General features: G+C 65.1%; 14 protein-coding genes. 11 read left to right on the top strand and 3 right to left on the bottom strand.

Annotated features, from left to right (window positions below; translation table 11 throughout):
• Positions 1-543: 543 nt before the first annotated feature.
• From AB0O58_RS20765 to AB0O58_RS20745, 5 genes are all read left to right on the top strand, one after another.
• Positions 544-1008 (top strand): SRPBCC family protein, encoded by a 465-nt coding sequence (locus AB0O58_RS20765; protein ID WP_366238714.1) that lies wholly within the window; start codon positions 544-546, stop codon positions 1006-1008.
• 88 nt (positions 1009-1096) lie between these two features.
• Entirely contained in the window at positions 1097-1366 is a 270-nt protein-coding gene (locus AB0O58_RS20760; protein ID WP_027498459.1) for a GlsB/YeaQ/YmgE family stress response membrane protein, read from the top strand.
• Positions 1367-1505: 139 nt separating this feature from the next.
• Complete coding sequence (locus AB0O58_RS20755) at positions 1506-2222, top strand: phosphatidylserine decarboxylase (protein ID WP_027498460.1); 717 nt, start codon at positions 1506-1508, stop codon at positions 2220-2222.
• A gap of 7 nt (positions 2223-2229) precedes the next feature.
• On the top strand, positions 2230-3084 hold the full coding sequence (locus AB0O58_RS20750) for a phosphatidylcholine/phosphatidylserine synthase (protein WP_027498461.1): 855 nt from the start codon (positions 2230-2232) through the stop codon (positions 3082-3084).
• 21 nt (positions 3085-3105) lie between these two features.
• Complete coding sequence (locus tag AB0O58_RS20745; RefSeq protein WP_287454159.1) at positions 3106-5289, top strand: AAA family ATPase; 2184 nt, start codon at positions 3106-3108, stop codon at positions 5287-5289.
• Positions 5290-5342: 53 nt separating this feature from the next.
• Here the strand turns inward: AB0O58_RS20745 and AB0O58_RS20740 are convergent, their stop codons facing one another.
• Positions 5343-6095, bottom strand: a complete 753-nt coding sequence (locus AB0O58_RS20740) for an isocitrate lyase/phosphoenolpyruvate mutase family protein (protein WP_032365137.1) — start codon at positions 6093-6095, stop codon at positions 5343-5345.
• Positions 6096-6155: 60 nt separating this feature from the next.
• Complete coding sequence (locus tag AB0O58_RS20735; RefSeq protein WP_052061644.1) at positions 6156-6566, bottom strand: NUDIX domain-containing protein; 411 nt, start codon at positions 6564-6566, stop codon at positions 6156-6158.
• A gap of 248 nt (positions 6567-6814) precedes the next feature.
• On the opposite strand from AB0O58_RS20735, the gene AB0O58_RS20730 reads away from it, so the two are divergent.
• From AB0O58_RS20730 to mnhG, 6 genes are read left to right on the top strand one after another with little or no spacing between them, the layout of a single operon-like run.
• Entirely contained in the window at positions 6815-9664 is a 2850-nt protein-coding gene (locus AB0O58_RS20730; protein WP_366238713.1) for a Na+/H+ antiporter subunit A, read from the top strand.
• On the top strand, positions 9661-10332 hold the full coding sequence (locus AB0O58_RS20725; RefSeq protein ID WP_366238712.1) for a Na(+)/H(+) antiporter subunit C: 672 nt from the start codon (positions 9661-9663) through the stop codon (positions 10330-10332). Before AB0O58_RS20730 ends, AB0O58_RS20725 begins: the two co-directional genes overlap by 4 nt.
• A complete protein-coding gene (locus AB0O58_RS20720) occupies positions 10329-11972 on the top strand; it encodes a Na+/H+ antiporter subunit D (protein ID WP_057475044.1) in 1644 nt (547 codons plus the stop codon). Before AB0O58_RS20725 ends, AB0O58_RS20720 begins: the two co-directional genes overlap by 4 nt.
• A 2-nt stretch (positions 11973-11974) precedes the next feature.
• Positions 11975-12622, top strand: a complete 648-nt coding sequence (locus AB0O58_RS20715) for a Na+/H+ antiporter subunit E (protein ID WP_366238717.1) — start codon at positions 11975-11977, stop codon at positions 12620-12622.
• On the top strand, positions 12619-12876 hold the full coding sequence (locus AB0O58_RS20710) for a monovalent cation/H+ antiporter complex subunit F (RefSeq protein ID WP_032391279.1): 258 nt from the start codon (positions 12619-12621) through the stop codon (positions 12874-12876). The genes AB0O58_RS20715 and AB0O58_RS20710 overlap by 4 nt, the downstream gene beginning before the upstream one ends.
• Entirely contained in the window at positions 12873-13214 is a 342-nt protein-coding gene (mnhG, locus tag AB0O58_RS20705; protein ID WP_032374729.1) for a monovalent cation/H(+) antiporter subunit G, read from the top strand. The genes AB0O58_RS20710 and mnhG overlap by 4 nt, the downstream gene beginning before the upstream one ends.
• On the opposite strand, the gene AB0O58_RS20700 is transcribed toward mnhG, so the two are convergent.
• Complete coding sequence (locus AB0O58_RS20700) at positions 13180-14397, bottom strand: phosphatase PAP2 family protein (RefSeq protein ID WP_230593548.1); 1218 nt, start codon at positions 14395-14397, stop codon at positions 13180-13182. The genes mnhG and AB0O58_RS20700 overlap by 35 nt on opposite strands.
• Between the last annotated feature and the right edge of the window lie 31 nt (positions 14398-14428).

The following is a 14428-nucleotide window of genomic DNA, read 5'->3' as shown; positions in this document are numbered from 1 at the left end:
TGCCGGGAACTCTCGGTCGCAGATTTTGCGGCCGAGGTGGTCGATGATCGCCGCGTGGTGGGTGTCTTTGTGAGTATCGATGCCTGCAATGACGGTGAGGCTGACATCGGGTGGGTTTTCGGTCATGCTGGACACTGGTTATCCCTTCGACAGGTGACCACGCACCGGCCGGGACGGCGGACAACACAGTGACGGGACTCTTTGGTCAGGCTCCTATCAAGTCACTCCGCCCACCGGTCGCGTGTGAACGATGTCCGTCGAGGCGAAGGCCGACACATCACATGAAAGACAGCCATCGGCGTCAGAGCGGAAACGAGTCATACCTTCCACCTCGACGAACGACTCCAGTATCACTGAGTGGGAAGCTCGCTTCGCTCGCAGGTGAGCAGGAGTGGAGCTCGCTTCGCTCGCATGTGAGTGGAAGTTCGTAGTGGGCTACGAGGTTTCACTCACATGGTGGCCGAGTGTGGTCACGGCCACATAGGATGCACACGATTGGTGTGACGATCAGTTGCAGCTATTCCTACAACCCGGAGGCCCACGTTGAGCAAGACCCTCGAAGCCACGATCGACATCGATGCCAGTCCGCAGGCCGTGTGGTCGGTCGTCTCGGACCTACAGCGCATGGGCGAGTGGAGTCCGCAGTGCAAGAAGATGAAGGTCTTCGGCGGACCCGTCGGCAAGGGCACCCGAACGCTCAACATCAACCGCAAGGGCCTGCTCGTCTGGCCGACCAGCGCCAAGGTCGTCACCTTCGAGCCGAACAAGGCACTGGCGTTCCGCATCGTCGAGAACAAGACGATCTGGTCGTACACGCTCACTCCGACGGCAACCGGAACCACCGTCGTCGAGAAGCGGGAAGCCCCCAGCGGCACCTCGGTCGTGTCGTCGTTGCTGGTCAAGCGGATCCTCGGCGGGATCGACGAGTTCGATGTCGAGCTGGTCGAAGGCATGAACAGCACGCTCCGACGCATCAAGACCGAAAGCGAAAAGTCGAGCCGAAAATAACTTTTCTCAGGAAGGTTTCAGGTTTGTTACCCCTGGGCATCCATGGTTTCGACAAGCAATCGATACACACGGAAAGTGGGGGCAACACATGTTGGGTCTCGGAATCATCGGCTGGATCATCATCGGCGGTCTCGCCGGCTGGATCGGCAGCAAGATCATGAAGACCGATGCTCAGATGGGCATCATCCTGAACATCGTCGTCGGCATCATCGGCGGCCTCATCGGCGGTTACCTGCTCAAGGTCTTCGGCGTCGACGTCGAAGGTGGCGGCCTGATCTTCAGCTTCATCACCTGCATCCTCGGTGCATGCATCCTGCTGTTCCTGGTCAAGCTCGTGACCGGTCGCAGCCGCGTCTGATTTCACTCGCACTTCCCGACTGCCGGGGCCGCTCACGTACTCTGTGAGGGCCCCGGCAGTCGTTTCGTTCGCCGTCCGATCAGTTCCCGGCGTCCAATCCCTGCCCGCATCCGAGCTCGCCCGACAGTAAGAGGAGACCGTGGCACGCCGTCCCGCCCCGATTGATCAACCACCCCGCACGGGAGTGGCTCACATCGTCGACCTGGTTCGCGAAACGGTTCCACCGCTACACCCCGCCGGACTGCCCTTCGTCGGTGGTCCCCTGGCCGTCGCAGTGCTCGGCCGTCGGTCGAAGTGGGTCCGCAATGCCGGGCTCGTCGCCGCAGGAGCCTGCGCCACCTTCTTCCGCCACCCGTCGCGGGTGCCGCCGAACCGCCCCGGCGTCGTCGTCGCTCCCGCCGACGGTTTGGTCACCCTCGTCGACACCGCCGTCCCGCCCGCCGAGCTCGATCTCGGTGCACAGCCCGTGCCGCGAGTGAGCATCTTCCTGTCCGTTCTGGACGTGCACGTGCAGCGTGTTCCCGTCGGCGGACGCGTGGTCGAGGTCGTACATCGCCGCGGTCAGTTCAAGTCCGCAGACCTGGCCGAGGCCAGTGAGGTCAACGAGCGCAACAGCATGCACATCGAGACCGATTCCGGTCACCACGTGGGCGTGGTGCAGATCGCCGGTCTCATCGCTCGACGCATCGTCAACAACGCGAAGGTCGGAGACGTGCTCTCCATCGGCGACACGTACGGCCTGATCCGATTCGGCTCCCGCGTCGACACCTACTTCCCGGCCGGGACGACGCTCCTCGTCGAACGCGGCCAACGAGCGGTCGGTGCCGAGACGGTACTCGCCGAGCTCCCCCAGTAGAAACGACATGATCACCAGACGCGCCAAGCCGCCTGCTGCTATCCGTCTGCTTCCGTCGGTCGTCACCATTCTCGCGTTGTGCTCCGGGTTGTCGGCGGTCAAGTTCGCTCTCGACGGTCAACTCGGAACCGCACTCGCGATGATCGGTGCCGCTGCGATCCTCGACGCACTGGACGGCCGCATCGCTCGTCTGCTCGACGCCACCAGCAAGATCGGTGCCGAACTGGATTCTCTGTCCGATGCAATCTCGTTCGGCGTCGCGCCCGCCCTGGTGCTCTACGTGACTCTGCTCGAGGGCAGTAGTGGCGGTTGGATCGTCGCACTGGTGTACGCCGTGAGCATCGTGCTCCGACTCGCCCGGTTCAACACCCTGCTCGACGAGGACGACACCCCGGCGTACGCCCGCGAGTTCTTCACCGGGGTCCCCGCACCCGCAGGTGCACTCATCGCGCTCGCCCCGATCGCTGCGTTCGAGGAATTCGGCGACGGCTGGTGGGCCTCGTTCTACGTCGTCGCCGGCTGGTCGATCCTCACCGCAGGTCTGATCGTCAGCACCATCCCCACTCTCGCGCTCAAGACGGTCTCGGTGCCACCGCGCTTGGCCGCCGGTTTGCTGGTGTTGGTCGCGCTGCTCGCTGCCGCGCTCATCACCTTCCCGCTGGTCCTGCTGATGGGATTGGTGTTCGCCTACCTCGTGCACATTCCGTTCGCGGTGCGCTCGCAGCGCTGGACGGCTGCACGCCCGTACACGTGGGATGCGAAGCCGGCCGAGCGTCGCGCGGAACGCCGCGCCATTCGACGGTCACCCGGCAACGCGCGCCGGTCGCAGGCGCGTCTGGGACTTCGCCGACCGCGCAGCTGACGACCCCATTAGGTTGGACGTGTGACCGAATCCCGAACCCCCGAGCTCGTTCTCACCACCCGATTGAACACCTCCGCTGCCGACGCCAGACGAGGCGTCGTCCGGCTCCATCCCGAGGTCTTGGCGGCGCTCGGTCTGCGGGAATGGGATGCCGTCTCGCTCATCGGTTCTCGGCGTACGGCTGCGGTGGTTGCCGAGGCTCCCAGCGGAATCCCGCAGGGTACCGCGCTGCTCGACGACGTCACGCTCTCCAACGCCGGACTACGCGAAAATGCCTCTGTGGCAGTCGCTCCCGTGACGGTCTACGGGGCGAGAACCGTCAAGGTCACCGGATCGGCCCTGGCCACCGGTTCCATCTCCGACGCCACCCTGCGCCAAGCGCTACTCGGCAAGGTCCTCACCGTGGGCGACACCGTGTCGCTCCTCCCCCGCGATCTGGGGCCCGGCACATCGACGTCGACGGCCACGCAGGCACTGTCGCGAACGTTCGGGGTGGCGTGGACGACCGAACTGTTGACGGTCTCGGCCGTCGAACCCTCCGGCGGTCCCGTGAGCGTGCAACCCAATTCTGCGGTGAGCTGGGGACGCGGCACGGTCGCTCCGGGATCACCCGAATCGGCCTCGGCCACATCGGTTCCGACGCCCGGAGCCGCGGCCCCGCCACGCGTCAGCGCAGCCGACCTGGTGGGCGTGAGCACTGCACAGGCCAAACTCACCGAGTGGCTACGACTGGCGCTCGACGAGTCGGAACTGCTCGCCACCCTCGGCGCATCTCCGCATCTGGGTGTGCTGATCACCGGCCCCGGCGGAGTGGGCAAGACGACGTTGGCACGCGCCGTCATCGGCGAACGGCGAAGCGTCGTGCTGGACGGGCCGTCGATCGGCGCATTGGAGGCGTCGGCTCGCGTCGAACGCGTCACTGCTGCGGTCGACGAACTGACCGGCTCGGGGGTGCTGCTGATCACCGATGTCGACGCGTTGCTGCCGTCCGATCCGGAGCCTGCGTCGACGTTCGTCCTCGATGTGCTGCGCCGTGCCGTGGACACTCCGGGCTTCGCTCTGATCGTCACGACGGCACATCCCGAGGCCACCGACGCCAGAGTGCGTGGGCAGGATCTGTGCGATCGCGAACTGACCCTCACTCTCCCCGATGCCGCCGGTCGCAGAGCGTTACTGGAGCATCTACTGAAGAAGGTCCCTCAGGGCGATGTCGACCTCGTCGAAATAGCCTCACGGACACCGGGTTTCGTTGTCGCCGATCTCGCTGCCCTGGTGCGCGAAGCGGCGCTACGAGCGGCTGCGCGGGCATCCAACGATGCCACCGCCGCCTCACTGATGCACGACGACCTGATCGGCGCGCTGCAGGTGATTCGGCCGTTGTCGCGCTCGGGTGCCGAGGAATTGGCGATCGGCAGCCTCTCCCTCGAGGACGTGGGAGACATGGTCGAGACCAAGCAGGCCCTGACCGAGGCCGTCCTGTGGCCGCTGCGTCATCCGGATTCGTTCGCGCGCTTGGGCATCGAGCCACCGCGAGGGGTTCTGCTGTACGGCCCACCCGGATGCGGCAAGACGTTTCTGGTGCGCGCCCTGGCCAGTTCGGGCCAGCTCAGCGTCCATTCGGTCAAGGGCGCGGAACTGATGGACAAGTGGGTCGGGTCCTCGGAAAAGGCTGTGCGCGAACTGTTTCAGCGCGCCCGCGACTCCGCCCCCTCGCTCATCTTTCTCGACGAAGTAGACGCCCTCGTACCGCGTCGCGGGCAGAGTTCGGATTCCGGTGTCGGCGACCGAGTGGTCGCGGCACTGCTGACCGAGCTCGACGGCGTCGAACCACTGCGCGACGTCGTCGTTCTCGGCGCAACGAACCGGCCCGATCTGATCGACCCGGCTCTACTGCGGCCCGGCAGGCTCGAGCGCCTGGTCTTCGTCCCGCCGCCGGATGCCGATGCGCGAGTGGACATCCTGAAGGCGTCGGGCAAGTCGATCCCGCTCGCCGAGGATGTCGATCTCGAAGCCCTCGCACGCGATCTCGACGGCTACTCCGCCGCGGACTGCGCGGCCCTGCTGCGCGAGGCCGCACTGACGGCGATGCGTCGGTCGATGGACGCAGCGGACGTCACCGCCGACGATGTCGCCACCGCTCGGGCGACGGTCAAACCGTCACTCGATCCCGAGCAGGTGGCGCATCTGCGGGCCTACGGGTCGTGAGCGGAAACTCGTAGCAGGCTACGAAGTTTCACTCACATGCGGCGCAGCCGCTCTCACTTCCAGCGGGCCAGAACTTCTTCGGCGCGCTTGGCGAGCACCATCTGGAAGATCGGGCCGAAGCTGATGCGACCGACGCCGAGGGAAGCGAAGTGCGAGAGGTCGCCCTCGGCGGGGTTGGCGATGGCGTTGATGGGCAGCGGGAGTTCTTCGGCGAGACGCTTGTAGTCGTCGTCGTTGTGGAAGCCGACGGGGTAGAGCGAGTCGGCACCGGCAGCGGCGGCCAGTTTCAGGCGTGCGATGGCGCGGTCGACGCGATCGTTCTCGTCACCGATCTGCTTGACGAACAGGTCGGTGCGAGCGTTGATGACGACGTGGACGTCGGTGGCGTCGGATGCCGCGCGGAGGGCTCCGACGAAGTCGGCGTGTTCCTGTGCTTCACGAAGTCGGCCGCCCTCGCTGTGGACGGTGTCCTCGATGTTGAGGCCGACGGCTCCGGCGGAGATCAGTCCGTCGATCAGGCGCTTGGGGTCTTCTCCGTAGCCGGACTCGATGTCGACCGAGAGCGGTGCGTCCACGGCGGCGGAGATCTGGGAGATGCGGGTGAGCAGTTCGTCGAAGGTGATGCCCTCGTTGTCCGGCTTGCCGATCGAGTCGGAGACGGGGTGGCTGCCGACGGTCAGTGCAGTGAAGCCGGCGGACACGGCGAGGTTGGCGGACCAGGCGTCCCATACGGTCGGCAGGACGACCGGGTTGCCCGGCTGGTGCAGCTCGAGCAGGGTGGTGGCCTTCTGGGACAGGTCGGTCATGGAGACTCCTTCGCGGCGGTTGTGGAGAACGTACGTTCTCCCACGTCCAACATACGCGCTTCAGTCGATCAAATCGAGGGCCTTCATTCGGTCGAACACCATCAACGACCCCGGGGCGACATCGGGCATGGCGGCGTACTCGTCGCGAGTGAAGTACCGAATCTCGGCGATCTCGCTGGTCGGCGTCGGCTCGTCGGCAAGATCGGCGAGAAAACACGTGATCTCGAGCGGGGTGCCCATCGGATGGCCCCAGGCCTGGCACTCGAATACTCCGAGCAGCCGAACGTCGATGACCGCGGCGTCGAGTTCTTCCCTGATCTCGCGGTGCAGCGCCTGCTCGGGCGACTCGCCGGGATCGATCTTGCCGCCGGCCATGTAGAAGGCAGATTTGCCCGTCGACCGCGTCTGAAGCATGCGGCGGTGGCGAACGTAGGCAAGACCGGCGGTGCGAATGGGTCTCGAATTACTCATCGACGATCGACTCTCTCTATCGGAAACGTCCGGTTTGTACCGCATGGCACGCCGTCGACCACGCAAAGTAGGATGGAAACCGACAAACGTGCCCGCCACCGTTCGGTGGTCGGTCCGCTATTTCTCAAAGACCGAGTCTTCGGAGACCCAGGTCGATTTCACACACAATTTCACGACCCTACTCATCGCCGCCCTACGACCACCGCCCCGGCCCGAAAGCCGAGGCGACCGAGACGACGGAGTGATTTTTGCTCTCTATTCTTCTTGCGCACACCGCAGCCGCGCTGCTTGCGCCGCTTCTCGTCCGGTGGTGGGGTCGCAGTGCGTTCTTCCCGCTCGCACTCGTTCCCCTGCTGAGTCTGATCTGGGTGTTCAGCAACTGGAACACAGAGCAGAAGCTCAGCATCGAGTGGGTTCCCGGCCTGTCCATGAACATCGATATGCGCTTCGACTCACTCGCCGCCATCATGTCGTTGCTGGTGCTGGGCATAGGCGCGTTGATTCTGCTGTACTGCGCCCGCTACTTCGAGGACGACGAGCCACGGCTCGGCCTGTTCGCCGCCGAGATGGTCGCATTCTCCGGGGCCATGTTCGGCCTGATCACCAGCGACAACATGCTGGTGCTCTACATCTTCTGGGAAATCACTACCGTCCTGTCGTTCCTGCTCGTCGGTCACTACGCCGAACGGGCGTCGAGCAGGCGCGCGGCCACCCAGGCTCTGCTCGTCACCACCGCAGGCGGATTGGCGATGCTGGTCGGCATCATCGTCCTCGGCCAGGCCGCCGGGACGTACAACCTGTCCGAGGTCGTCACGAACGCCCCCGGCGGCTGGCTCCCCGGCGTGGCGATCGTGCTCATTCTGATCGGCGCACTGAGCAAATCGGCGATCGTGCCGATGCACTTCTGGCTCCCGGGTGCGATGGCCGCCCCCACACCGGTCAGTGGCTATCTACACGCGGCGGCCATGGTGAAGGCCGGCATCTACCTGGTGGCTCGCCTCGCACCGGGTTTCGCAGACTCGGGCCCGTGGCGCGCGACCATCATCAGCTTGGGACTGCTGTCGATGATCCTGGCCGGGTGGCGAGCACTCCGAGCCTTCGACCTCAAGCTCATCCTGGCGTTCGGCACCGTCAGCCAGCTCGGCTTCCTGATGGTGTTGGTCGGCATCGGCTCCGAAAAAGCCATGCTGGCGGGCCTGACGATGGTGATCGCGCACGCGATGTTCAAGGCAACGCTGTTCATGGTCGTGGGCATCGTCGATCACACCACTGGTACGCGCGACATCCGCAGGCTCGCTCACCTGGGCAAGAAGGCACCGTGGCTCGCCGCCGTCGCAGCGCTCGCCGCCGCCAGCATGGCTGGCTTACCGCCGATGATCGGTTTCGTCGGCAAGGAAACAGCCCTGTCCGCGGTGATCAGCACTCCGACGCTGAATCCCACGGTCGCCGCCGTCGTCGTCGCCGGGTTGGTCATCGGGTCGATCCTCACGGTCACCTACAGCATCCGATTCGTGTGGGGCGCGTTCGGCCGCAAGCAGCTCAAACGACCGAGCCCATCGGTGAAGAACATGCACGCACCGTCCGCACTGTTCCTGGCCGCGCCGGCATTTCTGGCCGTCCTCGGTGTGGTCGCCGGCTTCGCCTCATCGGTCGTCGACCGCATCGTCAGCCCCTACGCACGCACCCTGCCGTCGTACGGGCAGGAGCCGTACCACCTGGCGCTCTGGCACGGGTTCAACCTGCCGCTGGCGTTGACCGTCGTCGTCGTCACCGGCGGCGTCGGACTGTTCGGCGCACATCGCGTGGTCAACCGACTCAAGTTCGAGCACCCACCGCTCGGTAACGCCGACCGCATCTACGACAACGTCCTCAAGTTCATGGACACCCTGTCCATCCGGCTCACCGGCACCACCCAGCGCGGTTCACTTCCCCTCACCCAGGGCACCATCTTGCTGACCCTGGTTCTCCTGCCGATCATCGTGTTGATCGTCGGGCAGGAACCGGGTCTGGACTACACCCTGTGGAACACCCCGCTGCAGCTGGTCATCGGAGTGATCATGATCGCCGGCGGCCTCGGCGCAACCGTCATGCGCAACCGCCTGGCCAGCGTCATCCTCGTCGGACTCACCGGCTACGGCTGTGGCGTCATCTTCGCCATCCACGGTGCTCCCGACCTCGCCCTGACTCAGTTCCTCGTCGAAACCCTGACCCTGGTGGTCTTCGTGCTGGTGCTGCGCAAACTACCGGCCGAGGTCGACGACCGGGGCTCGGCCGGATCTCGCGGACCGCGTGCCGCGCTCGCCGTCGCCGTCGGTGCCACCGTCAGTGTGCTCGGCGCATTCGCGATGAACGCGCGCAGCGCAGCTCCGGTATCCCTGCAGTTCCCCGAGGCCGCCTACGAGCTGGGCGACGGGAAGAACATCGTCAACGTGATCCTCGTCGACATCCGTGCCTGGGACACCCTCGGCGAAATCTGTGTCCTGCTCGTGGCCGCAACGGGCGTGGCCAGCCTGGTCTTCCGCAACCGGCGGTTCGGCAGCGCTCCGCGGGTGTCCGACGCCCCCGCATCGAGCTCGGATGCGAACGACACGGCGGAGACGACGTGGCTCCTCGGCGGCGATCTGATCGATCCACGACACCGTTCGTTGATTCTCGAGGTCACCACGCGGTTGATCTTCCCGACGATCATGGTGCTCTCGATCTACTTCTTCTTCTCCGGCCACAACGCCCCCGGCGGCGGTTTCGCCGGTGGTCTGACGGCCGGCTTGGCGTTGGTACTGCGGTATCTCGCGGGTGGCCGCTACGAGCTCGGCGAGGCGGTGCCGATCGACGCCGGAAAGATCCTCGGTCTCGGGTTGATCTTCGCGGCCGGCACGGCGGTGGCGTCGATGTTCCTCGGCGCACCGGCGCTGTCCTCGGCGACGCTCGAAGTGACGCTGCCGATTCTCGGTGACATCAAGCTCGTCACCGCATTGTTCTTCGACCTCGGTGTGTATCTCATCGTGGTCGGGTTGGTACTCGACGTGCTCCGCAGTCTCGGCGCACGTCTCGACGCACAGGTGGAAATGCAGAGCCAAGGCCGAGTGAGCGCCCCATGACCGCTGATCTCGGCATGCTCGTCATCGTCGGCGTCCTCGTCGCCGCCGGTGTCTACCTGCTTCTCGAACGAAGCATCACCAAGATGCTGCTCGGCCTGTTGCTGTTCGGCAACGGCGTCAATCTGCTGTTGCTCACCGTCGGCGGCCCGGCAGGTACCCCGCCTATCGTCGGTCGAGACAACTCGCTGCACCAGAACATGGCCGATCCGCTGGCTCAGGCCATGATCCTGACGGCGATCGTCATCACCATGGGTATCGCCGCCTTCGTGCTCGCGCTGGCGTATCGATCGTTCACGCTCAACACCAAGGACGACCTCGAGAACGACCCCGAGGACACCAAGGTCTCCCAGCGCCGTTCGATGGCCGAAGCACCGGACCGCGACCGTTCCGACGACCCGGTCACCGGTGAGCCGAGCTTCGGCGGCGACGCTTTCGACTCGAAGGGCAATCCGATCCCGCTCGAGCAGATCAGGAACCTCGAAGACCTGGAGTGCTACGAGGATCTGCACGACGGCGACTTCGACAACGACGACGACAACCCCCAGCTCCGCGGTCTCGACGGACTCGACACGGCCGAGAAAGACGACAGCCGACCGGAGCACCCCAGCACCGACGACTCCAGCACCGACGACTCCAGCTCCGACGACACGAAGGGAGACGACAAGTGACGATCTCCCCGGGCGTGATCGATGCCCTGACGCCCCTGCCCGTGCTCATTCCGATGCTCGCTGCAGCTCTGACACTGGTGCTGGGCCGCAAACCGCGGGCTCAACGATTCATCACCATCGTCGCGCTGACCGCCGTGGTCGCGATCTCGTCGATGATGCTCTACCTCGCCGATCGCGACGGCACCAGCGCGCTTCAGGTCGGCGGTTGGGATTCACCGCTCGGCATTTCGCTTGTGGTGGACCGACTTTCGGCGATGATGCTCGTCGTCTCCTCGGTCGTGTTACTCGCGGTCATGGTGTACTCGATCGGTCAGGGTATCCGCGACGGCAGTGAGAATCAGCCGGTCTCGATCTTCCTGCCGACGTATCTCGCGTTGACCGCAGGTGTGTGCAACGCGTTCCTGGCCGGCGACCTGTTCAATCTGTTCGTCGGCTTCGAGGTCCTGCTGGCGGCCTCGTTCGTGCTCCTCACTCTGGGAGCCAGTGCCGACCGCGTGCGTGCAGGCGTGTCGTACGTGATGGTGTCGATGGTGTCGTCGCTGATCTTCCTGATCGGTATCGCGCTGGTCTATGGCGCCACCGGAACGCTGAACCTGGCCCATATCGCGGTGCGGATGGACGACATTCCGTCGGGCACGAGAACCGCGATCTTCGCCGTGCTGCTGGTTGCGTTCGGCATCAAGGCCGCGGTGTTCCCGCTGTCGACGTGGCTTCCCGACTCCTACCCCACCGCACCGGCCCCGGTCACCGCGGTGTTCGCCGGTTTGCTCACCAAAGTCGGTGTGTACGCGATCATTCGCGCACATACCCTGCTGTTCCCGGACGGCTCACTCGACAACGTGCTGATGGTCTGCGGTCTGCTGACGATGCTCGTCGGCATCCTCGGTTCCATCGCGCAGAGCGACATCAAACGACTGCTCTCGTTCACCCTCGTCAGCCACATCGGCTACATGATCTTCGGTGTCGCACTGTCGACTCAATCGGGATTGTCCGGCTCCATCTACTACGTCGCGCACCACATTCTGGTGCAGACGACGCTGTTCCTCGTCGTCGGTCTGATCGAGCGTCAGGCCGGTTCGTCGTCGCTGCGCCGGCTCGGCGGTTTGGCCGCGGCCAGCCCCGTGCTGGCAATCGTCTTCCTGGTGCCGGCCCTCAATCTCGGTGGCATTCCACCGTTCTCGGGCTTCATCGGCAAGGTTGCACTGCTGCAGGCCGGCAGCGAACAGGGCAGCGTGTTGGCCTGGCTGCTCGTCGCCGGCGGCACCGTCACCAGCCTGCTGACGCTGTACGTGGTGGCGCGCGTGTGGACCAAGGCGTTCTGGCGGGCTCGCGCCGACGCCCCCGAGGGCGATCTGGCGGACAACAGTCCGTCCGCTCTACTCGACGACTCGTCGGACATTCAGTTCGGTGACCGCGAGGACGTCGGCAAGATGCCGGCGTTCATGTTGATCCCGACGATCGGCCTCGTCGTCGTCGGCTTGGCGATGACGGTGTTCGCCGGCCGCATCATAGACATCAGCGACCGCGCCGCAGCGGACCTCCGCGATCGCTCGGTGTACATCGACGCGGTGCGCGGTGCGGAATTCGTCGGCGATCAGGCCTACGAGCAGGCTCGTGCAGACGAGGAGGGCACCCGATGAAGATGAAGATGGACCGCTCGATTCTGCTGCGTCTGTGGACCCTCGCCTGGTTGACGGCTATCTGGGTTCTGTTGTGGGGCAACGTTTCTGCCGCGAACATTCTCGGCGGTATCGCGGTGGGACTGCTGATCATGGTGCTGCTGCCGTTGCCGCGGGTTCCGGTCGAGGGCCGCATCCACGTGTTCTCGCTCGTCAAGCTCGCCGTCGTATTCCTTTACTACGCAATCGAATCCAGCGTCAGTGTCGCCTGGTTGGCGATCAGGCCCAAGGCCCCGCCGGTCACCGGAGTGCTGCGCTGCCGCATCGCGATCAAGTCCGATCTGGTGCTCACGCTGTTCGTCGATGCGATGAACCTGGTGCCCGGCACGATGGTGCTCGAGATCGATCGAACCCGACGCCTGTTGTACGTGCACGTGCTGGACATGGGTACCCAGAAGGCAGTCGACGGCTTCTACGCCTACGTCCGGCATCTGGAGAAGCTGTTCATCGCCGGCTTCGAGCGTGATTCCGACTGGAAGCCCAGCCCCCTGCACTACCAGGAGTACGAGCGGTACCACGGGGTGCTCGGTGACGATCCCGAATCGGGCGATCTCGATACCCCGCGCGACGACAAGATGACCGACGACAAGAGGAAGGGGGACTGGTCGTGACCGTCGTACTGACGATCGCGGGCGCGCTACTGCTCGCCGCCGCGATCCTCACCGCATTCCGACTGCTCGACGGCCCGAGCACCTTGGATCGGTTGGTCGCGATGGACACGATCCTTGCCGTGTCGATGTGTGGGCTCGGTGTGTGGGCCGTCTACAGCCGCGACACCACGCTGGTGCCAGCCATCGTCGCGCTGTCGCTGGTCAGCTTCGTCGGGTCGGTCAGCATCGCACGATTCCGGGTGAGGGACGAATGAGCACGATTGCCCAGGTCATTGCCTCGACCTTCATCCTGTTGGGGGCTCTGCTGGCCTTCACGGCCGCCGTGGGCATCGTGCGTTTCCCCGACACGCTCTCGCGCATGCACGCGGCCACCAAGCCGCAGGTGGTCGGGTTGATCATGGTGTTGGTCGGCGCGATCATCAGCCTGCGCGGCAATGTCGACATCTGGATGCTGGTGCTGGTCGGCATCTTCACTCTCGTCACTGCTCCGGTGATTGCGCACACCGTGGGACGCGTCGCCTACCGGGAACAGCGCGGGCGCGACGGCCTGCTCATCGTCAACGAGATGGAACCGAACGAACCCGATCAGTGAAGCGCGAGCGATCGGCGAAGAACGCGGTATGGAATCCGAACGCCATACCGATCAGGATTCCGAGCACGAGCGGACCGAACACCAGTGGGTTCGCGGCGAATTCCTCGGCGAGGTAGCGGTAGCTCAGCAGTAGGGCGGCCATCGCGACGCAACCGTAGGTCACCAGCGTGATCCGGTCGCGGTCCCATCCCCGTTCCGGGTCGCGCAGCAAAGATTCGATGGTGAGGCACAGGACCGCGCCCGCCACCAGGTCGACGCCGTAGTGGTAACCGAATCCGAGCGTCGCAGCCAGTGTTCCCAACAGCCACAGTGTGCCGCCGGTGCGCAGCCACCAGGGGCCGCGTCGGGAATGGATGAAGATGCTCAGAGCCCACGCGGTGTGCAGGCTCGGCATGCAGTTGCGCGGCGTCTGCGAGTCGAACGGGATCTCGCCGAGGCTGCCCGAGAGCGAAACCGACTGCGTCGGCCACGACTCGAACGCGAACATCGGGCCCACCACCGGGAACAGCAGGTAGAACACCGGTCCGACGAGTCCGATGAGCAGGAACGTGCGGAACAGGAAGTGTCTCGGCCACGCTGAGCCCGCGGCGACCCCACGCAGTTGGTACAGCGCAACGATGATCGCCGCGACGGGGAGCTGAATGTAGATCCAGTGCAGCGTTCCCTCGGCGACCGGGCCGAGTCGGTCCAGAATGCTGCCGAGCACCCAGGACGGATTTCCCAGCGCATGATCGGCGGCGTATGCGTATTCGTCGAGAACGTAGGGCCGGACCAAGGTCGTGATGTGCAACCAGGCATCGCCGGCCTTGGTCGCGAGCAGCAACAGTGCGCCGAGGGCGACGCCGCGCATCGCCCGAGCGTCATGCCGCCGGACGACATGGAACGCGAGCGCGACCAGCACCAGCGACGGCCCGTTCCCGACGGTCGGTGGCACATCCAACAGATACCGGCCGCCCAGTACGACGGCATCGAGCGCGGCAGCGACGGCCAGTACGCGCAGGCGGGACGAGCTGTTCAGACCTACCGTGGCCAGGACGAGCGCCGCCCACGGCAGCGACATCGACTTCGGTGTTCCGAACATGTCGTTCCACATGCTCGGCAACGGGCCGGGGAAGTTCCATTTCCACGCGACGACCTGCAGCGTCAGCAGAAACGCTGCGACAAGGACCGCACCGACGATCAGAGGACGAACAGAGTCCTCACGTGTCGCATCG

Source organism: Rhodococcus sp. NPDC080181 (assembly GCF_040702225.1).
Taxonomy (GTDB): Bacteria; Actinomycetota; Actinomycetes; order Mycobacteriales; family Mycobacteriaceae; genus Rhodococcoides; species Rhodococcoides fascians.
The sequence above is the reverse complement of the archived record's forward strand: the minus strand, read 5'-3'. Positions and strand labels throughout refer to the sequence as shown.

Coding starts and splice junctions, on each gene's coding strand:
- AB0O58_RS20760 (WP_027498459.1), top strand. CDS start 1,097: ATGTTGGGTCTCGGAATCATCGGCTGGATCATCATCGGCGGTCTCGCC.
- AB0O58_RS20750 (WP_027498461.1), top strand. CDS start 2,230: ATGATCACCAGACGCGCCAAGCCGCCTGCTGCTATCCGTCTGCTTCCG.
- AB0O58_RS20740 (WP_032365137.1), bottom strand. CDS start 6,095: ATGACCGACCTGTCCCAGAAGGCCACCACCCTGCTCGAGCTGCACCAG.
- AB0O58_RS20735 (WP_052061644.1), bottom strand. CDS start 6,566: ATGAGTAATTCGAGACCCATTCGCACCGCCGGTCTTGCCTACGTTCGC.
- AB0O58_RS20725 (WP_366238712.1), top strand. CDS start 9,661: ATGACCGCTGATCTCGGCATGCTCGTCATCGTCGGCGTCCTCGTCGCC.
- AB0O58_RS20715 (WP_366238717.1), top strand. CDS start 11,975: ATGAAGATGGACCGCTCGATTCTGCTGCGTCTGTGGACCCTCGCCTGG.
- mnhG (WP_032374729.1), top strand. CDS start 12,873: ATGAGCACGATTGCCCAGGTCATTGCCTCGACCTTCATCCTGTTGGGG.